Source organism: Labrys sp. HAY1-8F, from assembly GCF_056754975.1.
The window spans coordinates 474,030-494,379 of sequence record NZ_JBPGWZ010000002.1 but is presented as its reverse complement, the minus strand read 5'-3'; the positions used below and the strand labels follow the sequence as shown (position 1 = coordinate 494,379).

The 20,350-nt window shown below is 63.9% G+C and carries 21 protein-coding genes and 1 pseudogene; 7 read left to right on the top strand and 15 right to left on the bottom strand.

All coding sequences use genetic code 11. The features are described 5' to 3' along the window. Nucleotide 1: 1 nt before the first annotated feature. From ACR9ZN_RS11310 to ACR9ZN_RS11300, 3 genes are all read left to right on the top strand, one after another. Complete coding sequence (locus tag ACR9ZN_RS11310) at nt 2-1,171, top strand: ABC transporter ATP-binding protein (RefSeq protein ID WP_481272264.1); 1,170 nt, start codon at nt 2-4, stop codon at nt 1,169-1,171. A gap of 134 nt (nt 1,172-1,305) precedes the next feature. Then, entirely contained in the window at nt 1,306-2,016 is a 711-nt protein-coding gene (locus ACR9ZN_RS11305) for a riboflavin synthase subunit alpha (RefSeq protein WP_481272263.1), read from the top strand. Between the two features lie 17 nt (nt 2,017-2,033). Continuing rightward, nucleotides 2,034-2,510, top strand: a complete 477-nt coding sequence (locus tag ACR9ZN_RS11300) for a DUF4279 domain-containing protein (protein ID WP_481272262.1) — start codon at nt 2,034-2,036, stop codon at nt 2,508-2,510. A 14-nt stretch (nt 2,511-2,524) separates the two neighbouring features. Here ACR9ZN_RS11300 and ACR9ZN_RS11295 read toward each other — a convergent pair whose 3' ends face one another. The 5 genes from ACR9ZN_RS11295 to bioB are packed head-to-tail and all read right to left on the bottom strand — an operon-like array spanning nt 2,525 to nt 7,666. Then, nucleotides 2,525-3,520 (bottom strand): beta-ketoacyl-ACP synthase III, encoded by a 996-nt coding sequence (locus ACR9ZN_RS11295; protein WP_481272261.1) that lies wholly within the window; start codon nt 3,518-3,520, stop codon nt 2,525-2,527. Continuing rightward, nucleotides 3,517-4,794: an adenosylmethionine--8-amino-7-oxononanoate transaminase gene (locus ACR9ZN_RS11290; RefSeq protein WP_481272260.1), complete on the bottom strand. Its 1,278-nt coding sequence runs from the start codon at nt 4,792-4,794 to the stop codon at nt 3,517-3,519. The genes ACR9ZN_RS11295 and ACR9ZN_RS11290 overlap by 4 nt, the downstream gene beginning before the upstream one ends. Continuing rightward, nucleotides 4,788-5,444, bottom strand: a complete 657-nt coding sequence (gene bioD, locus ACR9ZN_RS11285) for a dethiobiotin synthase (protein ID WP_454814043.1) — start codon at nt 5,442-5,444, stop codon at nt 4,788-4,790. The genes ACR9ZN_RS11290 and bioD overlap by 7 nt, the downstream gene beginning before the upstream one ends. A 24-nt stretch (nt 5,445-5,468) precedes the next feature. Further along, nucleotides 5,469-6,620: an 8-amino-7-oxononanoate synthase gene (locus tag ACR9ZN_RS11280; protein WP_481274344.1), complete on the bottom strand. Its 1,152-nt coding sequence runs from the start codon at nt 6,618-6,620 to the stop codon at nt 5,469-5,471. An 8-nt stretch (nt 6,621-6,628) separates the two neighbouring features. Further along, nucleotides 6,629-7,666: a biotin synthase BioB gene (gene bioB, locus ACR9ZN_RS11275; protein ID WP_454814042.1), complete on the bottom strand. Its 1,038-nt coding sequence runs from the start codon at nt 7,664-7,666 to the stop codon at nt 6,629-6,631. 183 nt (nt 7,667-7,849) lie between these two features. On the opposite strand from bioB, the gene ACR9ZN_RS11270 reads away from it, so the two are divergent. Then, complete coding sequence (locus tag ACR9ZN_RS11270) at nt 7,850-8,515, top strand: GntR family transcriptional regulator (protein WP_454814041.1); 666 nt, start codon at nt 7,850-7,852, stop codon at nt 8,513-8,515. Here ACR9ZN_RS11270 and ACR9ZN_RS11265 read toward each other — a convergent pair. From ACR9ZN_RS11265 to ACR9ZN_RS11255, 3 genes and pseudogenes are all read right to left on the bottom strand, one after another. Next, entirely contained in the window at nt 8,504-8,884 is a 381-nt protein-coding gene (locus tag ACR9ZN_RS11265; RefSeq protein ID WP_481274427.1) for a hypothetical protein, read from the bottom strand. The genes ACR9ZN_RS11270 and ACR9ZN_RS11265 overlap by 12 nt on opposite strands. A gap of 505 nt (nt 8,885-9,389) precedes the next feature. Further along, nucleotides 9,390-9,551 (bottom strand): annotated as a pseudogene (locus ACR9ZN_RS11260) (MerR family transcriptional regulator); the annotation flags it as partial. A 75-nt stretch (nt 9,552-9,626) separates the two neighbouring features. Further along, nucleotides 9,627-10,085, bottom strand: coding sequence for a winged helix-turn-helix transcriptional regulator (locus ACR9ZN_RS11255; RefSeq protein ID WP_441771803.1), 459 nt, complete (start codon nt 10,083-10,085; stop codon nt 9,627-9,629). A gap of 108 nt (nt 10,086-10,193) precedes the next feature. Here ACR9ZN_RS11255 and ACR9ZN_RS11250 point away from each other — a divergent pair, with 108 nt between their 5' ends. Next, entirely contained in the window at nt 10,194-11,459 is a 1,266-nt protein-coding gene (locus tag ACR9ZN_RS11250) for an MFS transporter (RefSeq protein WP_481272259.1), read from the top strand. A 19-nt stretch (nt 11,460-11,478) separates the two neighbouring features. Here ACR9ZN_RS11250 and ACR9ZN_RS11245 read toward each other — a convergent pair whose 3' ends face one another. The 3 genes from ACR9ZN_RS11245 to ACR9ZN_RS11235 are packed head-to-tail and all read right to left on the bottom strand — an operon-like array spanning nt 11,479 to nt 13,045. After that, the gene (locus ACR9ZN_RS11245; protein WP_454814038.1) at nt 11,479-11,814 is read right to left on the bottom strand and encodes a tetratricopeptide repeat protein; all 336 of its coding nucleotides are present in this window, start codon (nt 11,812-11,814) and stop codon (nt 11,479-11,481) included. Further along, nucleotides 11,793-12,395 (bottom strand): flavin reductase family protein, encoded by a 603-nt coding sequence (locus ACR9ZN_RS11240; protein ID WP_481272258.1) that lies wholly within the window; start codon nt 12,393-12,395, stop codon nt 11,793-11,795. The genes ACR9ZN_RS11245 and ACR9ZN_RS11240 overlap by 22 nt, the downstream gene beginning before the upstream one ends. A gap of 41 nt (nt 12,396-12,436) precedes the next feature. Next, nucleotides 12,437-13,045, bottom strand: a complete 609-nt coding sequence (locus tag ACR9ZN_RS11235; RefSeq protein ID WP_481272257.1) for a superoxide dismutase — start codon at nt 13,043-13,045, stop codon at nt 12,437-12,439. A gap of 520 nt (nt 13,046-13,565) precedes the next feature. On the opposite strand from ACR9ZN_RS11235, the gene ACR9ZN_RS11230 reads away from it, so the two are divergent. Then, the gene (locus ACR9ZN_RS11230; RefSeq protein WP_481272256.1) at nt 13,566-15,002 is read left to right on the top strand and encodes an MFS transporter; all 1,437 of its coding nucleotides are present in this window, start codon (nt 13,566-13,568) and stop codon (nt 15,000-15,002) included. A gap of 4 nt (nt 15,003-15,006) precedes the next feature. Here ACR9ZN_RS11230 and ACR9ZN_RS11225 read toward each other — a convergent pair whose 3' ends face one another. Next, on the bottom strand, nt 15,007-15,555 hold the full coding sequence (locus ACR9ZN_RS11225) for a TetR/AcrR family transcriptional regulator (RefSeq protein ID WP_434956544.1): 549 nt from the start codon (nt 15,553-15,555) through the stop codon (nt 15,007-15,009). A 108-nt stretch (nt 15,556-15,663) separates the two neighbouring features. On the opposite strand from ACR9ZN_RS11225, the gene ACR9ZN_RS11220 reads away from it, so the two are divergent. After that, on the top strand, nt 15,664-17,169 hold the full coding sequence (locus tag ACR9ZN_RS11220; protein ID WP_481272255.1) for an MFS transporter: 1,506 nt from the start codon (nt 15,664-15,666) through the stop codon (nt 17,167-17,169). Between the two features lie 20 nt (nt 17,170-17,189). Here the strand turns inward: ACR9ZN_RS11220 and cydX are convergent, their stop codons facing one another. The 3 genes from cydX to ACR9ZN_RS11205 are packed head-to-tail and all read right to left on the bottom strand — an operon-like array spanning nt 17,190 to nt 20,099. Then, entirely contained in the window at nt 17,190-17,333 is a 144-nt protein-coding gene (cydX, locus tag ACR9ZN_RS11215) for a cytochrome bd-I oxidase subunit CydX (protein ID WP_434956542.1), read from the bottom strand. A gap of 12 nt (nt 17,334-17,345) precedes the next feature. Continuing rightward, nucleotides 17,346-18,494, bottom strand: coding sequence for a cytochrome d ubiquinol oxidase subunit II (gene cydB / locus ACR9ZN_RS11210; protein ID WP_454814033.1), 1,149 nt, complete (start codon nt 18,492-18,494; stop codon nt 17,346-17,348). 21 nt (nt 18,495-18,515) lie between these two features. After that, nucleotides 18,516-20,099 (bottom strand): cytochrome ubiquinol oxidase subunit I, encoded by a 1,584-nt coding sequence (locus ACR9ZN_RS11205; protein ID WP_481272254.1) that lies wholly within the window; start codon nt 20,097-20,099, stop codon nt 18,516-18,518. Nucleotides 20,100-20,350 lie beyond the last annotated feature (251 nt).

The window sequence follows — 20,350 nt, the reverse complement described above, 5'->3', positions numbered from 1 at the left end:
TATGGCCGCAATCAGCTTTTCCCAGGTCAGCAAGGCCTATGCCGATGGGCAACTGGCTGTGAACAAACTGGATCTCGACATCGCGGATGGCGAGTTCCTGGTGCTGGTCGGCCCGTCGGGCTGCGGCAAGTCCACGGCCCTGCGCATGATCGCGGGGTTGGAGACCATCACCGGCGGCACGCTCTCGATCGGCGCGGAGGTGGCCAACGACCTGTCGCCGCGCGAGCGCAATGTGGCGATGATCTTCCAGAGCTACGCGCTTTACCCGCATCTTTCCGTCGCCGACAATGTCGGCTTCGCCCTCAAGGTGCGCGGCGAAAAACGCGAGGCGATCGAGGAGAAGGTGAAGGCCGCCGCCGCGATGCTAGAGTTGGACAAGCTGCTTACCCGTCGTCCCGGGCAGTTGTCGGGCGGCCAGCGCCAGCGCGTCGCCATGGGACGGGCGATCGTGCGCGAGCCGGCCGCCTTCCTGATGGACGAACCGCTGTCCAATCTCGATGCCCGCCTGCGCGGTCAGATGCGCGCCGAGATCGCCCGCCTGCAGCGGGCGAGCGGGGTGACCACGGTCTATGTGACGCATGACCAGGTCGAGGCGATGACGATGGGTGACCGGGTAGCCGTGATGAATGGCGGCGTGCTGCAGCAATTGGCGCCGCCCCGCGAGCTCTACGACCGGCCGGTCAATCTGTTCGTCGCGACCTTCATCGGGGCGCCGCCGATCAATCTGCTGCCCGGCCGCCTGCGCCGGAGCGGGCAGGGGCTGGAAGTCGTCTTGCCAGGCCTCGTCCTGCCCTTGCCGGCCGCTTTCGTGCAGGACAGGCCCGGGCTTGCCGCTGCAGGCGATTGCGAGATGGTGGTCGGCATCCGGCCCGAGAACCTGTTCCTGGCCGATGGCGATGCCGAGGCACTTCCCGCCCGTATCGCCTTTCAGGAGGATCTGGGCGCGAGCCTGCTTCTCCATGTCGACCTTGTCGACCCCGCGACGAAGGCCGAACAGAAACGGGCTGGGCTGGACGAATTGGACGAAAGCGCGCCGGCTGCAGTCTCCACCCGCATGCGCATCAGCGCCCCTGTCAGCGCGAGGCGGAAGGCCGGCGACACTGTCAAGGTGGGGCTGCAGGCCGACAGCCTGCATTTCTTCGATCCGGCAAGCCAGCTGGCGATACGCTGAAGGCATCTGAAGCCATCTTCGCAAGGTGCTCGCGCTTGGCGGCTTTCCCAACCATGCCTATTTATGATTAAAGGCACCATCGCGAGGCGCCGGTGCATTACTAGGCCTTTGGCTTCATTGACAGGACTTCTCCTTTGTTCACAGGCATCATTCAGGGCGTCGCCGATATCGACGCCGTCAAGGACCATGACGGCTTGCGCACCTTCACGCTGCGCTTTCCCGAAGGATTCAGCGAAGATCTCGCCATCGGCGCCAGCGTCTCGGTGGACGGCGTCTGCCTGACGGTGACCGAACTCGTCTCGGCGCGGACGGCGACCTTCGACGTCATGCTGCAGAGCCTGAAGATCACCACTTTGGCCGACTATGTCGCCGGCGATCGCGTGAATGTCGAGCGGGCCGCCAAGGATGGCGCCGAAATCGGCGGCCATCCGATTTCGGGCCATGTCGATTTCTCCACCGCGATCGATTCCGTCGGGACCTCGGAAGGCAACAAGGTCATCCGCATTGCCATCCCGCCGGATTTCGCGCGCTACGTCTTCGCCAAGGGCTATATCGCCATCAACGGCGCCAGCCTGACGGTGTCGGAGGTCGACAAGAAGGAGGGCTGGTTCGAGGTCTGGCTCATCCCCGAAACCCGCCGCATGACTGTGTTCGAGGATAAGCGCGCCGGCGATCGGCTCAATATCGAGATCGAGCGCGATACCCAGGTGGTTGTCGATACCGTGCGCGATGCGGTCCAGGAAAGCCTTGGGCGGCTGCAGCCCGTGCTGGAAGCCCTGCTGGCGGAAAAAGGACTCAATCTCGAGGATTTCGTGCAGGTTCCGCGCCGGATCGGCAAGAACTGACGCTGAGGGGATGTGCCATGTCGAACGTCGTTCCGTTCGGTCGGAAAGAACAGGACGGCGGGGATTCCGAGGCAAGCTCACATAGGCGGTTCGAGGTCCAACTCTTCATCAAACATCCAAGCATCGATCCAGCTGAAATCACGACTGCGGTCGGACTTGAGCCAAAAAATCAGCATCGGGGCGGAGATGCTCGCAGGACTTCGAAAGGTACGCCTCTGCCGGGCGTCTACCCGGATACGAGCTGGCGCTATTGCGAGCGACATCATGTCGAAAAGCACTGGTTCGCCAGTCGTATCGATAAACTTGTGGATCGCCTCCTGCCACACAAAGATTTTCTGCTTGGCCTCAGGAAAAGTGGCGGCAAGACTTGGATCATCGTTGAATTTCTTGGCGATGGCTACTTCGGTGACGAAATTCCGCTTCGGACGTTGGCGAAATTGGTCGAGCTTGGGTTGGATTTTGGAATCGAAGTCTTTGATGTTCCGCAAAACTGAAGTTCTCGGAAGCGCTATCCCCCAATCCCAATCACCACGGCGCCCCCGGTCATGCCGGCACCGGCCGCGGCAAGCAGCAGTTTCTCACCCGACCTGAACGGTTGGACCTGGTTGGCGAGCGACAGCGACAGCGCAATCGTGGCCGCCGAGGAATTGCCGTAGTCCTCGATGCTGCGTACGGTCTTGGCTGTGTCCAGCCCGAGTTCGGCCGAGACCGCATCGAAGATCCGCGCATTGGCCTGATGGGGCACAAAGCGATCGATGTCCACCGCCGTCATCTCTGCCCGAGCCATGGCCTTTTCGGCGCAATGGCTCATCATGCGCACGGCCTGCGAGAACACCGCCTTGCCGTCGCGCATGGTCATCAGGAAGTCCTGGGCGGCGATCTCGGGGGCGAAGGGGCGATTGCTGCCGCCGGCCGGAATGGAAATCAGGTCGTATTGGCTACCGTCCGAGGCAAGGTCGACGCCGATGAGGCCGGTCTCCTCGTCGGGCGAGGGGCCGAGCAGGAGGGCGCCGGCGGCGTCTGCGAACACTACGGCACTGGCACGCTCCTGAGGGTTGATGCGGCGGCTCAGGATATTGGCGGCAACCACCAGCACGGCCTTCTCCTGGGTGCGTACGAAGCCATCGGCAAGCGTGAGGGCATAGAGGAAGCCCGAACAGGCGCCGGCAAGATCGACGGCCCCGGCTTTGGCCAGTCCGAGGCGATGTGCCAGCAAAGGTGCCGAGGGCGGCAGCAAATGGTCGGGGGTCGAGGTCGCCAGCAGGACCAACCCCACTTCGTTGGCCGTAATACAGGCATCGGCCAGGGCTGCGGCGCCGGCCTCGGCAGCAAGTCCGCTCAGCGTGTCCGCGGGGCCCGCCCAATGGCGATGGTGGATGCCGGTCCGCCGCTCGATCCAGCCCGCCTCGAGCCCGAGCTTTGCCTCAATCTCGGCATTGCCGACCCGGCGTTCCGGCACACAATGGCCGAAGCCGAGTACGCGGCTCGAACGGCAACGGGTCACGAACTGAGGCCGGCGACCAGGTCCACCGCCTCGTCTATGGCCGCATAGGCACGGTCGAGATCATCCGGCGTGACGCAATAGGGCGTCATCAGATAGATCACATTGCCGAGTGGACGGATAAGCAGGCAGCGGGCCTTGAAGAAGGCGCGCAGCCGTGGCCCCGCATCGGAAAGATAGCCGCCCGAAGGCACGGCGATCTCCATGACCGCGATGGTACCGCATTGCCGGATATCGGAGAAACGCGGATCGCGCCGGAAATGGTCGAGGCGACGGCTGTGTTCGGCGGCCAGGCTTGCGATGCGCTCCGTGACCGGTTCGGCGCGCCAGATGTCGAGATTGGCGCAGGCCGCCGCGCAGGCGATGGGATTGGCGGTATAGGAACTGGAATGAAAGAAGGTGCGGCTGCGGTCATCAGACAGATGCGCCTCGAAGATCTCCGCCGTGCACAAGGTTGCTGCGAGCGGCACGGCACCGCCGGTGAGCCCCTTGGACAGGCACATTATGTCGGGCGTGATGTCGGCTTGCTGGCAGGCGAAGAGGGAGCCGGTGCGCCCCCAGCCGGTCATCACCTCGTCGGCGATCAAGAGGACGCCATGGGTTTCGGCGATCCGCTTCAGTTCGCTGAGAACCCAGGGGGCATAGATGCGCATGCCGCCGGCACCCAGCACCAGGGGCTCGATCAGCAAGGCGGCAATATCGCCGTGCCGACAGAGACGTTCGAACGCATCGAGCGTGTGCTGTTCCTGCTCGGCGGCGGGAAAGGGCAGGCTGTCGACCGAGAACAGCAGGGGGCCATAGGCCGCGTTGAAGACGCCGCGTTCCCCGGCCGACATCGTGCCGATGGTGTCGCCATGATAGCTGTGCTCCATCACCACGATGCGTGAGCGCGGCGTGCCGCGATTATGGAAGAAGCCGAGCGCCATCTTCAGGGCGACTTCGACCGCGGTCGAGCCGCTGTCGGAGTAGAAGACATGGGCGAGACCTGATGGCGCGAGCTCGATAAGTCCCCTGGCGAGCGTCTCGGCTGGTTCATGCGTGTAGTCGGCGAAGATGATCTGGTCGAAGCGTTCGCTGGCGTCCCGGATTGCCTGCATGATGGCGGGATGCCGGTGGCCGTGGGTGATCACCCACCAGGAGGAGATCGCATCGAGCACGGCCTGTCCGTCCTCCTCATAGAGGAAGGCGCCTTCGGTGCGGGCGATCCGGCGGGTCACCGGGTCCAACTGATGTTGTGTGAAGGGATGCCAGACCGGCGAGAGCAGGGATTTCAGCATGAGGCAAGCCTCTTCTTGATAATGGACAGGTCGATCCAGTTTCGGAAGCCAGTGTGTAAGTTATCGGCGGTCAGCGGATCGAATTTCGGCAGCCGGCCGAGGTCGTTGATATCGCCGATTTCGGTAATGATGGATCGGGTGTCCGCCTGCTCGTCGCCGATGAAGACGATGCCGACGATGGGAATGGCCCGCCGGCGCATGGCTTCGAGCGACAGCAGCGTGTGATTGATGGTGCCCAATCCGGTACGCGCACAGAGGATGGTCGGATAGCGCCAGCGGGCAAACACATCGGCGAACAGGGTCCGGCGTGTCAGCGGGACCAGGAGTCCGCCGGCACCCTCGATGACGAGAGGCCCGGAGACCAGTGGGGGATCGAGTGTATCAGGATCGAGTTCCGCCCCGTCGATGGCTGCAGAAAGATGCGGCGAGGCCGGCGTGGTGAGGCGGTAGGCCTCGGGCAGGATGCGGTCCGAGGGAAGGCCGCCCAGCCGCTCCACAGTCTGGCTGTCGGTCTCTTCGTCCAGGCCCGATTGCACCGGCTTCCAATAGCTGGCCTCGAGGGCATATGCGAGGGCGGCCGAGAACACCGTTTTGCCGATGCCGGTATCCGTGCCGGTGACGACGACGCGTGGATGAGCTTCATCGATCATGGCACGGCCCCCGGAACCTTCGTTTCATCGATCGTCCTCCGCCATCACCACGGCGAGCCGTTCGACCATTTGCATGATGGCCTCCTCGTCGACATTGGGCGTGATGGAAATGCGTAGGCGCGCTGTGCCGGCCGGAACCGTCGGGGGGCGGATGGCGCGGACATCGAAGCCGGCAGCCTGCACCCGCTCGGCGATGGCAAGGCAGCGCTCATTGTCGCCGATGACCACAGGCAGGATCTGCGAGCTGCTGGTCTCGATGCCGAGCCGTTCCGCCACAAGCCTGTTGGCGAAATCGATCAGCGACAATTCCCGGCTGCGCCGCTCCGGTTCGTCGGCCAGCGCGCGGAGTGCCTCGCGCACCAGCGCGGCCTGGAGCGGGGAAGGCGCGGTGGCATAGATGAAGGGGGCGGCATGGTTGACCAGGACGTCGCAGAGCACGGCACTGGCACCGACGAGCGCACCCGAGGAGCCGAGCGCCTTGCCGCAGGTATGCAGCACCACGACATTGTCCCGGCCTTCCAGAGCGGCGGCGAAACCGCGCCCGCCTGGCCCATGCACCCCGGTGGCATGGGCCTCGTCGACATAGAGGAAGCCGTCATGCGTATCGGCCAGTGCCATCAGTTCCGCCAGAGGGGCGGCGTCGCCATCCATGGAATAGAGGCTCTCGACTACGATCCAGGGATGGCCGCTGCCGCCAGCCGCCCGCCAGGCGCGGATGGCCTGCTCGAAGGCAGCAACGTCGTTATGCGGCACGGCGACAGCCGATGCGCGGCCGGCCGCGATGCCGGCATGGGCACTGGCATGAATGAGGGCATCGTGGACGATGAGGTCGTTGCGGTGGGGCAAAGTGGAGAGCGCCGCGAGATTGGCGATGTAGCCGCCATTGAAATAGAGCATGCGCTCAGAGCCGAAAAAATCGGCGGCTTCGATCTCCAGGGCCTCATGCTCGGGATGATTGCCGCGCAGGAGGCGCGAGCCGCCGGCACCGGCGGGCACACCACGATCGACGGCGGAGATGAGCGCCTCGCGCAAACGCGATGACGACGCCAGCCCCAGATAGTCATTGGAGGTGAAATCGATGCCGCTCTGGGGCGCCAGGACCCGGCGGCGCCCCTTGCGTTCGAACTGGCCGAGCCTCGCCGTATAGCGCGCCAGCCGGGGCCGTTCGCCCGGCAATGCAACGCTCACGGGGCGTCCTCCATGCGCGCGGCCGTGAGGCCAAGGCGGCGCATCAGGCCGGTGTCCTTGTCGTCGCCCGGATTGGCGGCGGTGAGCAGCGTGTCGCCGACGAAGATGGAATTGGCGCCTGCGAAAAAACACAGCGCCTGCATCTCGTCGCTCATCGCAGTGCGTCCCGCGGTGAGGCGTACATGAGAGGTCGGCATCAGGATGCGGGCGAGCGCGATGATGCGAATGAACTCGATGGAATCGACCGGCGGGGTATCCACCAGCCGGGTGCCGGGCACGGGGATGAGCATGTTGATCGGCACGCTTTCCGGCGCCTCGGGCAGGTTGGCGAGCGTCACCAGCATGTCGATGCGGTCATCCACCGCCTCGCCGAGGCCGAGAATACCGCCGGAGCAGACCTTGATGCCGGCCTCGCGCACATTGGCGAGTGTATCCAGCCGCTCGGAAAAGCTGCGGGTGGTGATCACCTCGGGGTAGAAGCGCTCGGAGGTATCGATATTGTGGTTGTAATAATCGAGCCCGGCCTCGGCGAGCGTTCCGGCCTGCTGGGGCGACAGCATGCCGAGCGTCATGCAGGTCTCCATGCCGAGCGACTTCACGCCTTCGACCATAGCGACGAGCATGGCCATGTCGCGCTGCTTGGGACTGCGCCAGGCCGCGCCCATGCAATAGCGCGTGGCGCCGCCCGCCTTGGCCTGGCGCGCCTCCTCGATCACCCGCTGCACCTCAAGGAGTTTGGAGGCCTTCAGGCCACTGTCGTGATGGGCAGACTGGCTGCAATAGCCGCAATCTTCAGGGCAGCCCCCCGTCTTGATGCTGAGCAGCTTGCTGAGCTGAATGCGATTGGGATCGAAAAACCGGCGATGAACGGTCTGGGCGCGAAACAGCAGGTCGTTGAACGGCAGGTCATAGATCGCACGGGCGTCGGCGTGGCTCCAGGGCAAGGGGGTAGCACTGTCAGCGCCATCAGCGCCCAAATCAACGATACCGGCTGTGGTTTCATGGCTCTGAACTGTCGATACCTGATCGTGCATGTCGTCTCCTCGCATGACCACTCGCGGATCCCATGGGAAGTCACGAGCTTGGGAAGGAGAGGCAGCCAAACATCGGCGCCTCAAAATTATAGATAAAATTCTCAATCTATCTATCTGGAATCATCATAAAGTTGCGAGGAGAGGATGCATCTGATTTTATCATAGATAATCTATGGAGCTGCCATGGCCGAAACCGTTGCCGAGCGCATAGCGCGCACCCTGGCCGAGCGCATCGTGCGCGGGGAACTGGCGCCGGGAATACCGCTCAGGCAGGACAAGATCGCGGCGGAGTTCGAAGCGAGCCATGTACCCGCCCGCGAGGCCTTCCAGCTGCTGCGCGCCCAGGGTCTGGCGGTCAACGAGCCGCGGCGCGGTATGCGGGTGGCGCCGCTCGATCGCAAGGCGGCGCAGGAAGTCGTCGAGATTCGGGCGAGTCTCGAGGTCCTGGCACTCAGCCATGCCATTCCCTGGCTGAATGCGACGAGTTTCGAACGGATGGAGCAGGCCCTTCAGGCCGGCGACCGGGCTGAGACCATTGAGGAATGGGAACTCGCCAACCGGGCCTTTCACCGCGAGATCGTGGCACCCTGCCGCATGCCCCGGCTGCTTGCCATGCTGGATGGGTTGCAACTCGCCAATTCTCGCATCATCTTCGCCGCGACGCGGACGGCGGGATGGCGCCCCGGTACGAGCCATGCCCATCGGCAGATTCTCGATGCCCTGATGCAGCGGGATGCCAACCGCGCGGCGACCTTGCTGCGGTCACATATCCACGGGCTCGAGCAGGGAAAGAGCGGCGACTTTCCGTCATCGCCGCCTTCCGCTTCCTGGATCGGTTCAGGCCGGTGAAGGACCGCTCGCACCGGGCCTCCAGGCGATAACGCCCTCCGTACGCGCCCGCACCATCGGCGAAGCGAGGCATGTCGCAACCGCTTCGTAACCGGGAAAACCTGGAACGGGAACGACCAGCGAGGGAGGGCTGTGATTGGCGGGACACAGGATGATGGCCTCCTCCTCGCCGGCCGTTGCCAGGTCCAGAATGGCATGTGACCGGGTCAGCACGAAGAGCGGGCGGGTGCCAGGAGGGCGCGCTCGCAGATAGGCGCTTACCGCGCGCTGTGTCGGCTCGTCCAATCCCTGCTCGATCATGTCGATGACAAGAAAGGCGGAGCCTTCTTCTGCCAGGCCGATGACCAGTGCCGTGAGGGCATCGGACATCCCGGCGCCATGGTGAGCGAGGTGCGCGAGGATCGGCTCGAACTCGATCGCGAAGAGCCCGATCGGTTGCCAAACCTTCCCGCAATGGAGCCGTGTCGGATACGCGCTCCAGGCCGAGAAAGGCGGCATTCGGCAGGGTTTCGGCCAAGCGCAGTGCCAGTCGGGTCTTGCCGCTGCCGAGCGGGCCGATGATGTAGGTCAGCGACCTGACGTCCTGCATCTCGAAGCGTTCGCCGCCCCAGGGCCAGGGCAGGTCGAAGGCAATGGCCGGAGCTCGGGTAGGGGAAGAGCGCCGCATGAGATCCCCGACCTCCAGCGCAGGAGTATGGGCGAGGTCGCTTTGGAGGGCTTCAAGTGTCGTGGCCGTTGCGGCAAGCCCTTTGAGTCGATCCTGCACGGCCCCTCGACGCGCCGAGAGCGCTGCTATCCGCTCGCGGCTATCGCCCTTCAGGATCCGCGCGATCTCGGCAAGCGTGAAGCCGAGCCTGCGCAACGCGGCAATCTCCCCCGCCTTGTCGATCTCCTCGGGCCCGTAGACACGCCAGCCCGCTGCGGTGCGCGGCGGGGCAAGCAAGCCCTTGTCCTCATAGAGCCGCAGGGCCTTGGTCGAGACGCCCAGCCGCCTGGCGGCCTCGGACGGATTGAGGAAACGGACTGATGCCGGCATGAATCACCCCTCGGTGGCTGACCATCCTCTTATCGAGGCGGCCCCAGGGGCAAGGTCAAGCGCGCTGGTTGCTCATCACGCCGTGTCGTCCTCCTGAACCTTGAGGATGACGGCATCCTTGGCGTCGACGGCACGCCCGTCGCTGGTGCGGATCTCGAGCTGGATAGTTTGTCCGGTCTTGCGCTCTACCAGCCGTGAATGTGGCTCACCGGGCGCGAACAGATGGGCCTCGCCAAATTTGCGCAAGGCCACCATCACCGGGAAGAGATCCCGCCCCATCTCGGTGAGGTGATATTCCTGATGCGCGCCGCCATCCGCTGCCGGCGCGGATTTGAGAATGCCCCGGGCGATCAGGGTCTTCAGGCGCTCGGACAGGATGTTCTTGGCGATGCCGAGGCTCTTTTGAAACTCGCCGAAGCGCGTGAGCCCGTCGAAGGCGTCACGCACGATCAGCAGCGACCACCAGTCACCGATCACGTCGAGCGATCGTGCGCTTGGACAATAATCCTCGGTAAGGCTCTTGCGCTTGACCATCGCTTCACCCGTGTCCGGGCGCCTCTGCAATTTCGGTTGCATTATAAAACCCTATCGCCTATGAGGCAAATGGTTTCATTATTAAACCTATTTCAGATGGAGTTTGCCATGCCTTCGGACGTGGAATTGGGTCCCTCCGGCACTGCGACACTGGATGCCGGGGCGAGGCAGCCCTCAGTGCTGCTATCCCGCTCGCTCATTCTGCTTTTTGCCGTGGCAAGCGGCCTTGCGGTCGCCAATGCCTATTTCGCCCACCCCTTGCTCGACGTCATGGCCGACGATCTCGGCCTGTCGCGGGCCACCGCGGGCCTGATCGTCGGCGCGACCCAGCTCGGTTACGGCATCGGCCTCATCCTGCTCGTGCCGATCGGGGATCTGGTCGATCGACGCAAGCTGGTCATCGCCCAGTCGCTGCTTTCCGTCCTTGCTCTCGTCTCGATCGCCTTTGCCTCCAGCGGCGCCATGCTGCTCGTCTCGATGGCCGCGATGGGCCTGCTGGCCGTGGTCACCCAGGCCTTCGTCGCCTATGCCGCCAGTCTGGCGCGGCCATCGGCACGGGGGGAGGTGGTCGGCATCGTCACCAGCGGCATCGTGCTCGGCATCCTGCTCGCCCGCGCCATTGCCGGCTTACTCACCGATCTCTCCGGCTGGCGTACGGTCTATGTCGTCTCGGCCGTGACGACGCTCGTCATCGTCCTGGCCTTGTGGAAGATGCTGCCCCCGCAGCCGCGTCCGGCGCAGCGCCTGACCTATCTTCGGCTCATCGTCTCTCTCTTCACCTTGTTCCTGCAGGAGCCGGTGCTGCGGATCCGTGCCATCATCGCCATGCTGATCTTTGCCGATATCACCACGCTGCTGGCGCCACTGGTGATGCCGTTGAGCGCACCGCCCTTTTCCATGTCGCACAGTGTGATCGGCCTGTTCGGCCTGGCGGGCGCGGCCGGAGCCCTGGGAGCTTCCAGAGCAGGACGCTGGACCGACAAGGGTTTCGGGCAGCGCGTGACCGGTATCGCGCTCGGCCTGATGCTGCTGTCCTGGTTGCCGATCGGGCTGCTGCCTCACTCGATCCTGTGGCTGGTTCTCGGCGTTCTCGTCATCGATTTCGGCCTCCAGGCCGTGCATGTCACTAATCAGGGCATGATCTACCGCGTCCGGCCGGAGGCACAGAGCCGGCTGACCGCGGCCTACATGGTGTTCTATTCGATCGGCAGCGCCATCGGATCGTCATCCTCGACCCTGGTCTATGCCTATGCCGGCTGGACCGGCGTCAGCCTGCTCGGCGCCACCATCGCGGCGATCGCCCTGGTCTTCTGGGCAGCCACCTTGCGGGCCACGCCCAAGGAGGCGACGCAGGCGATCGCCGCCACCAAGTAGCGATGAGATATGGAAAGGTTCAGGCCGACTGGCGTCTCATCAACTTGCCGAGCAGGGACGTCATTTCCCGCAAGGCCTGCAGCTCGCCGCTTTCCTGGGCAACGGCGCAGCCTCTGCTCCAGACGGCGATGGCGGCCGACGCGTTGCCGGTCTTGGCATGGGCGGCGCCAAGCTGCTTGTAGGCGGCGGCATAGTCTGGTTTCAGGGCAATGGCTTGTGTGAGGTGCAGGATGGCCCCGGCCGGATCGCCCTGTTCCAACCGGGTGCGCCCGAGCGTGAAGCGTGCGAGGGCACTATCGCGCCCGGAGGCGATCTGCTGCTCCAGGCGTGCAATCAATCCGCCGGCGTCGGCCATGGCTGGGGCTCCTCGACGAAGAGGGACGGTATCTCTGAAAGCAGAGCCGGCCGATGATATTGCCGCCGGTGCCAAAGCAGCGGGGCCGACGTCTTCACCAGCCGTGTTCCGACGATCGCGCCGGCAAGGACGAGATGGGTGGGGATCGACATGCTGCCGATCAGTTCGCAGTCGATGGAGGCGGCCGCGGCCGACAGACGCGGGGTGCCGGACGGCCAGCTCTGCCACTCGCCGACACTGAAGCGGTCGATGCCACCAAGCTTGCCGGCGAAGGCATCTGCAATATTCTCCTGGTCGCTCGCCAGCATCGTCACGGAAAAACGCCCCGAGGCAAGGATAAGCTCGGCCAGACGGCATGTCCGGTCGATCGAAACCAGAAGGGAAGGCGGTTCGGCCGAAAGGGAGAGCACGGCCGTTGCCGTGCGCCCCTGGCGTTCGCCCTGGCAATGACCGGCGACGATGCACACCGTCGCCGCCAGGCTCGACATAGCCTCGGCGAACTCCGATCGTTCGACGGGAGGTCGGCTGGGCGGTGTCAATGGCATGGGGATAACGGTGGCAGAGCGGTCGATCTCATGCATGGCACTTTCTCCCGGTCCGCCTGACCTACCGCGGCCTGCCGTCAAAGTGCGGCCAAATTGGCTTCCGCGAACTCGTAATTGGCCAGCTTGTCGAGGAAATTCGCGACATAATCCGGCCGGCGGTTACGAAAATCGACATAATAGCTGTGCTCCCAGACGTCGAGGCCGAGCAGGGGAGTGCCTTCGCCGGTGGCCAGCGGATTGGAGCCGTTCGGCGTCTTCGTCACCTTCAGCTTGCCGTCCTTGCCCACGACCAACCAGGCCCAGCCCGAGCCGAACTGCGTGGTCGCTGCCGTCTTGAAGGCTTCCTTGAAGGCATCGGTGCCGCCGAGATCGGCATCGATCTTGGCCTGCAGTTTGCCGGGGATGCCGCCGCCATTCGGGCTGAGCGCCTGCCAGAAGTGGATGTGGTTCCAGTGCTGCCCGGCATTGTTGAATACCGGTGCCACCTCGGGCCGGTCCTTTACCAGGGCGATGATCTCTTCGAGCGTCTTGCCCGCCAGCGCGGCGTCCTTTTCCACGAAGCCGTTGAGGGCGGTGACATAGGCCTGGTGGTGCTTGCCGTGATGGAGCTCGAGCGTTTCCTGGCTCATGCCGCGTGCGGCGAGGGCGTTGATGTCATAGGGCAGGGTTGGAAGCGTGAAGGCCATGATGTTTCTCCGGGATCGGAGGACCACGCTCGCCATAGCCGGCGGCGCAATCCGTTTTCAAAGTCCTGTCTTTGAAAAACGAATTGCACCATATGTCAAATCATAAGTTGGAAAATCGACGCTCTTCGCTCACCGCATAAAGACCGTGGCGAGGTATTCGGCTTACCATCTTATCTGGTCCCGGCGATGCCTGTGACGGTGTTGCTGTCGCCGGCACCGGGAAGAGAAGGCCAAGCCTTGCAGCCGCTCGATATGGCAAGTGCAGCGCTTGAGCCAGATCGATTCGGAGTCTTGCCATTGCGCGTGACAGTGGTGATCTTCGCATCGTCGCGCACAATCGGGATGCCGGCGATAACGACGGCCGAGAGGCAAGGTTCTGTTTTCCAAGGCCGGCCTTGACATATCGTTGAGGTGTCAATAATCAAAGTTATTGCTTGTTTTATTGCGAAGCCCAACGCGCCTAGGCCAAAGGAGCTGCTTGCCCGTCCGTCCCCGGCGTTGCGTAGGAAGGAGTTTTTCAATGTCGGATCAGGAAGGTGGGTGGGGAGCGTTGTTCTCCGGCCGCAACGCTATACGGTCGGCAGCACTGGCCGGCGGTGTCGGGCTGCATGCCATCAATGTCTATGTCGCCACCACTATCCTGCCTTCGGTGGTCTCCGATATTGGCGGGCTGGACTACTATGCCTGGAACACCACCTTGTTCGTGGTCGCCTCCATCATCGGCTCGGCACTGTCGCCTGGATTGCTGCGGAGCCGTGGTCCACGGGGTGCCTATGGCTGGGCCGCTCTGCTGTTCGCCTTCGGAACGCTCGGCTGCGCCCTGGCGCCCAGCATGCCGGTGATGCTGATCGGCCGATCGATCCAGGGCCTCGGCGGCGGTTTCCTGTTCGCATTGTCCTACGGCATGATCCGCATCGTCTTTCCAGAAACCTTATGGCCTCGGGCCATGGGGTTGATTTCGGGCATGTGGGGGGTCGCCACGCTGGTCGGCCCGGCCATCGGCGGCATCTTCGCAGAGATCGGCGCCTGGCGTGCCGCCTTCTGGTCGATGATCCTGGTGGTAGGCCTGTTCGGCGGCCTCGCCGTGGCTGTCCTGCCGTCGCGATCGGGAGAAGAGAGCAAAGGCTCCCGCACGCCCCTGGCTCAGCTGGTTCTGCTGAGCCTTTCGGTGCTTGCCGTTTCCGCCGGCAGCGTGCGGGCCGATCTGTCCTGGAATCTTGGCGGCATCGTCATTGCCCTGGTCGGGCTTGCCGCCTTGGTTGCCGTGGAAACGCGGGCAGGGCAGCGGCTGCTGCCCCGCGGATCCTTCCGCCTGTCGGCACCACTGGCGCTGACCTTCGCGACCATGTCGCTGCTCACCATTGCGGTAACGACAGGCGAGATGTTCATCCCGCTCTTCCTCCAGGTGCTGCACGGCCAGTCTCCCCTGATTGCCGGCTATCTTGCCGCCGTGATGGCAGCCGGCTGGACCGTGGGCTCGATCGGCAGTTCCGGGCAGCGGGGGCGCAACGCTGCACGCACCATCATGGCCTCGCCCCTGGTGGCGTTCGCCGGCATGCTCGCCCTGGTTTGGCTGATCCCAACCGCCAGCGGCGGGGAGGGGCCGACGATCGCCCTGTTGTGCCTGGCTCTCGCCGTCGTCGGCATCGGCGTCGGCCTTGGCTGGCCGCATATGCTGACACGGGTGCTGCAATTGGCGCCGGAAGAAGATCGCGACATCGCCTCGGCCGCCATCACCACCACTCAGCTTTTCGCGACGGCCATCGGTGCGGCCCTGGCGGGCATGGTGGCCAATCTGGCCGGTCTCTCTGACCCCGGCGGCATCGCCGGCACCTCGAGCGCGGCGTTCTGGCTGCTTGCCGTCTTCTCCGCTGCGCCGGCCCTCGCCTTGGTTACAGCAGGGCGAAGCGTGCGCGGCGCGGCCGACAAAGCGCGGCTTGCCGTGCCGTCGCCCTGAGGAATCATTCGGGTTTGTCCGGCAGCAGGCGCAGTATGTCTTCGAAAATCTCCTGCCATTCGGCTTCGGTCATCTGCACGAATTGAAAGCTGTGCAGGAAGAAGATGCCTTCGGAGGCGAGAAAGGCCAGGCGAGCCTTGCGCCCCTCGGGTGAAGAGGGGTCGATCGCCGTCAGATAGCGGCGGTACCAGGCGCGGGTATCAGCCAGTTGATCCGGGCTCTGGATCAGGGTTGCCAGCATGGCGGCCGAACGGGAGGCATCCTTGTCGTCGACATGGCGATTGGCCTCGACATAGGCCCGTACCAAGGCATGAGGGCCTGGCTGTTTCGCCGCGATCCTGGCCACCTCGGCGTCGAAACTCTCGGCCCAGCGCTCGAGCATGGCCTTCAGCAGGCCATCCTTGGTGCCGAAGCAATATTGCACCCCACCTTTGGTGATTCCGGCCTCCTTGGCGACGGCGTCGATGCTCAACCCTGCAGGTCCGATGCGTGCCACCACGGCCTCTGCCGCATCAAGAACCAGATTGCGATCAATGCTACGGGGGCGGCCCAAACCACTTCTCTCTTTTGTTTCAATACGAATGTATTTATATTCGGCGAGTGCGGTGGGCAAGCTGTCCGCTTTGCGCGGAAGATTCCCTTCAACACTGACACTTGACCAATGGCATATCACAATCGCTGGCTGGTTCTCGCAATCGTTTCGAGTGCCTTGTTCCTCATCGTCGTCGACCTGACCGTGCTTTACACGGCGCTGCCACGCCTGACCCATGATCTGGCCGCAACGGCCTCTGAAAAGCTCTGGATCCTCAATGCCTATCCTCTCGTCGTCGCCGGCTTGCTGCCGGGCTGCGGCACGCTGGGCGATCGCATCGGCTCCAAGCGGATGTTCATGGCGGGCCTGCTCGGCTTCGGAGCGGCATCTCTGCTGGCGGCCTTCGCGCCGAGCTCGGTCATATTGATCGTTGCCCGCGCTTTGCTAGCCGTCGGTGCTGCCATGATGATGCCCGCGACCCTCGCCATCATCCGTGTCACCTTCGCCGACGAGAAGGAGAGGGCCTTCGCTATCGGCGTCTGGGCGGCAGTGGCTTCGAGCGGCGCGGCTTTCGGCCCGGTGCTCGGCGGTCTGCTGCTCGAATTCTTCTGGTGGGGATCTGTCTTCCTGATCAACGTTCCGGTGGTGATCCTCGCCTGGGTGGCGGCCGGAATGGTGCTGGAAAATCGGCCGGGCCGGGCTACCCATCCGTGGGACTTCGTCGGTTCGCTCCAGATCATGGTCGGGCTGATTGCCACGGCCTATGCCATCAAGGAATTGGGCAAGCGTTCGCCGAGTTGGGAGGCCGCCCTTGCCGCTGGGCTCATTGGCGCCCTGGCATTCCTCATGTTCAGGCGGCGCCAGCGCCAGAGCGAGACGCCGCTGATCGATTTCGGCTTGTTCCGTAACCCCGAATTCGCCGCGGGCGTCATCGTGGCCGCGGTCTCCTCGGCAGCCCTGATCGGCGTGGAACTGGTGTTCAGCCAGCATCTGCAATTGGTGCGGAACTTGTCCCCCTTGCAGGCTGGCCTGCTTTTATTGCCCATCCCTCTGGCCTCTATCGTGGCCGGGCCACTTGCCGGGCTTGCCTTGCCGCGGCTCGGCGCCCGTCACGTGCTTTGGATGTCGCTTGCGGTTGCCGGTACAGGTCTTGCCTTCTTCCTGCTGACGCATGACCGAACGGCGGCTCTCTGGTTGACGGCCCTCAGCGCCATGGGGTTCGGCGTGGGAGCGTCGATGTCGGCTGCTTCCAGTGCGATCATGGTCAATGCGCCGGAGGAGCGGGCCGGCATGGCCGCCTCGATCGAGGAGGTTTCCTACGAGCTCGGTGGGGCGCTCGGCGTGGCTGTGATGGGCACCATCATGTCGGCGATCTACACGGCGATGCTGGTGCTGCCGCCCGACCTGCCGGTAGCCGGCACGGTGCGCGACAGCCTGGACGAGGCCCTGCTCGCGGCTGAAGGGTTGCCCTCGTCCTCGGCCGACATGCTGGTTCGGTTGGCGCGCTCGGCTTTCGAGCAGGCCTTTCTCGGTGTGATCGCCGTCTGCTCGCTGCTCTTCTTGCTGACGGCGCTTGTCGTCGGCCTGATGGGGCGCCGCCAGGACCGCCTGAGTGATCGTCAACCGATCGGTTGACGATCACGGGAGAGCTGTCGTCAGTTGCCGGCCGTCGCCCGATCCGGCTTGTTCGCCACCTTCGCGGCAGGCACTTTCTGCTCGCGCAGTTCGAACCACATCGCGTTGAGGATGGCGAAGGAGCAGGCGAGGCCAAGGCCGAGGATCCAGGAAAAATACCACATGGTCGGGCTCCTTCAGTAGGCGTTGGGGTTGCGGCCGATCGAGTCGGCGGTGACGGGGCCACGCATCACGCGGAAGACCCAGGTGGTGTAGGCCAGGATCAACGGCAGGAAGAAAGCCGTCACCAGCAGCATGACGAAGAGCGTCATGTGGCTGGAGGAAGCGTCCCATACAGTCAGGCTGACCTTGGGGTCGAGTGAACTCGGCAGCAGGAAGGGAAACAGCGCCAGGCCTGCGGTGGCGATGATGCCGATGATGGCGAGGCTGCTGCCAGCAATCGCAAGCTTGCCCGAACGGGCCGAGAGACCAGCAAAGGCCACCAGTGGCCCGAGCAGGCCAAGGGTCGGCGCCGTCCACATCCAGCCATGGGTATGGAAATTGGCGAGCCAGCGGCCGACTTCGAGAGCGACGGTCTTGCCGAGCGGATTGGAAGGCCCGAGCGGATCCTGCGGGCTGGTGACGACATAGCCATCGATGCCATAGGCGATCCACACGCCGCCAAGGGCGAACAACACCAGGGTTGCCAGAGCGGCAAGTCGGCCATAGACACGCGCGCGCTCCGTCATCGGCCCCTGGGTGCGGGCCGAAATCACCGCTGCGCCATGGGTTACCAGCATGGCAAGGCTGACCAGGCCGGCGAGCAGCGGGAAGGGGCGCAGCAGGCCGAAGAAGTTGCCGGCATAGGAAGGCCGCAAGGTGGCATCCAGGCCGAACGGTACGCCCAGCAGCACGTTGCCGACGGCGACGCCGAAGATCAGGGCGGGCACGAAGCCTCCGAGGAAAAGCGCCCCGTCCCACAGATTGCGCCAGCGTTGATCCTGGAGCTTGCCGCGGAACTTGAAGCCGACGGGACGCAGGATCAAAGCGAGCAGGATGGCGATCATCGCCAGGTAGAATCCCGAGAAGGATGTCGCATAGAGGGCTGGCCAGGCCGCGAAGATCGCGCCGCCGCCCAGGATCAGCCAGACTTGGTTGCCTTCCCAGGTCGGCCCCATCAGGTTGATGAGGATACGGCGTTCCTCATCGGTACGCGCGGCAAAGGGCAGCAGCGCGCCGATGCCGAGATCGTAGCCATCCATGATGGCAAAGCCGATCAGGAGTACGCCGAGCAGGGCCCACCAGATCAGGCGCAAGGTTTCATAGTCGAGGGGTATCGTGTTCATGAGTGCATATCCAGATCTGGCTCAGCGCGGCGCGCGCGCAAGGGCGGGCTCGGGCAGGGGGCCTGCGCCAGCCGGTGCTTCATCGAGCACGCTGTGCTCGGATGGTCCCTTCCGGATGGTTTTCACCATCAGGAAGATCATGACGATGAGCAGGCTGGTATAGAGCGCCAGGAAGAAGCCCAGGCTGATGACGAGATCGGTAAGGGTGAGGCCGGAAGCGGCATAGAAGGTCGGCAGCACGCCCTCGATCGCCCAGGGCTGGCGGCCATATTCGGCGACCAGCCAGCCGGCCTCGATCGCCACCCACGGCAGTGGCAGGCTCCACAGGGCCACGCGCAGGAAAGCGCGGTTCTCGCCAAGACGGTGGCGGCAACTCATCAGGAAGGCGAGGCCGAAGAAGGCGATGAAGTAGAAGCCCAGGGCCACCATGACGCGGAAGCTCCAGAACAGCGGCGCCACGCCGGGTACCGTATCCTGGGCGGCACGCTGGATCTCCTCCTGCGTGGCATTCTGAATGTCGGGGCGATAGCGCTTGAGCAGCAGCGCATAGCCAAGATCCGGCCATTGCCTGGCGAAAGCCTCGCGAGCGGCCTTGTCGTTCGGGTCCTTGCGGATGGCGTCGAGACTGGCCGAGGCCTGGATGCCGTTACGGATACGGACTTCCGCATGCTCGACAAGCGGCCGGATGCCTGGCAATTCCTTGTTCAGGCTGCGGGTTGTGATCAGGCCCAAGACCCAGGGAACCTTGACTTCGAAGCGATTGCCGTCCTTGCCCGGAAGGGCGAAGACCGTGAGGCCGGCCGGCGCTGGCTCGGTCTCCCACATGGCCTCGATGGCGGCGATCTTCATCTTCTGGTGTTCGGTGGCGACATAGCCGCTCTCGTCCCCCAGCACGACGACGGATAGCGCCGAGGCAAGGCCGAAGCTCGCAGCCACCACCATGGAGCGCCGCGCAAGATCGCGATGGCGTCCGCGCAACAGGAAAAAGGCGCTGATCGCCATCACGAACATCGAACCGGCGACATAGCCGGCGCTGACCGTGTGCACGAACTTGGCTTGGGCGACCGGATTGAAGATGACCGCGATGAAATCGGTGATCTCCATGCGCATCGTGTCGGGATTGAAGGCCGAGCCGACCGGGTTCTGCATCCAGCCATTGGCGATCAGGATCCACAGGGCAGAGAAATTCGCGCCCAGTGCCACCAGCCAGGTCACGGCCAGATGCGCCACCTTCGACAAGCGGTCCCAGCCGAAGAAGAACAGGCCGATGAAGGTGGCCTCCATGAAGAAGGCCATCAATCCTTCAATCGCGAGGGGGGCCCCGAAGACATCGCCGACATAGTGGCTGTAATAGCTCCAGTTCATGCCGAACTGGAATTCCATCACGATGCCGGTGGCGACACCCATGGCGAAGTTGATGCCGAACAGCGTACCCCAGAATAGCGTCATGCGACGCCAGACCGGGTTGCCGCTCATCACATAGACGCTTTCCATGATGGCGATCAGGACGGAAAGACCAAGCGTCAAGGGCACGAAGATGAAGTGATACATGGCTGTCGCCGCAAATTGCAGCCGCGACAGGTCAACGATGGTGAAATCGATCATAGACGCCCAACCTGCTCCAATACTGGCATTGCACCAGTCTCAAGTTTCCCTAAACGGGCAACCCGTGGCGGGCATTGATCGAAATCAATGCCCCAGCAGCCCGCGGCGGCTAAAGATGCGGGGATTGTGCTTCGGTTGGTTTTGCTTTTGCAAGACAAATTCTAAATTAGGCAACACTTTGCTTTGCAAGAAGAGCGGTGGATATACTGGCGCCATTGGTGAACTATCTGGGCTTGTGTTGCGTAGAAACT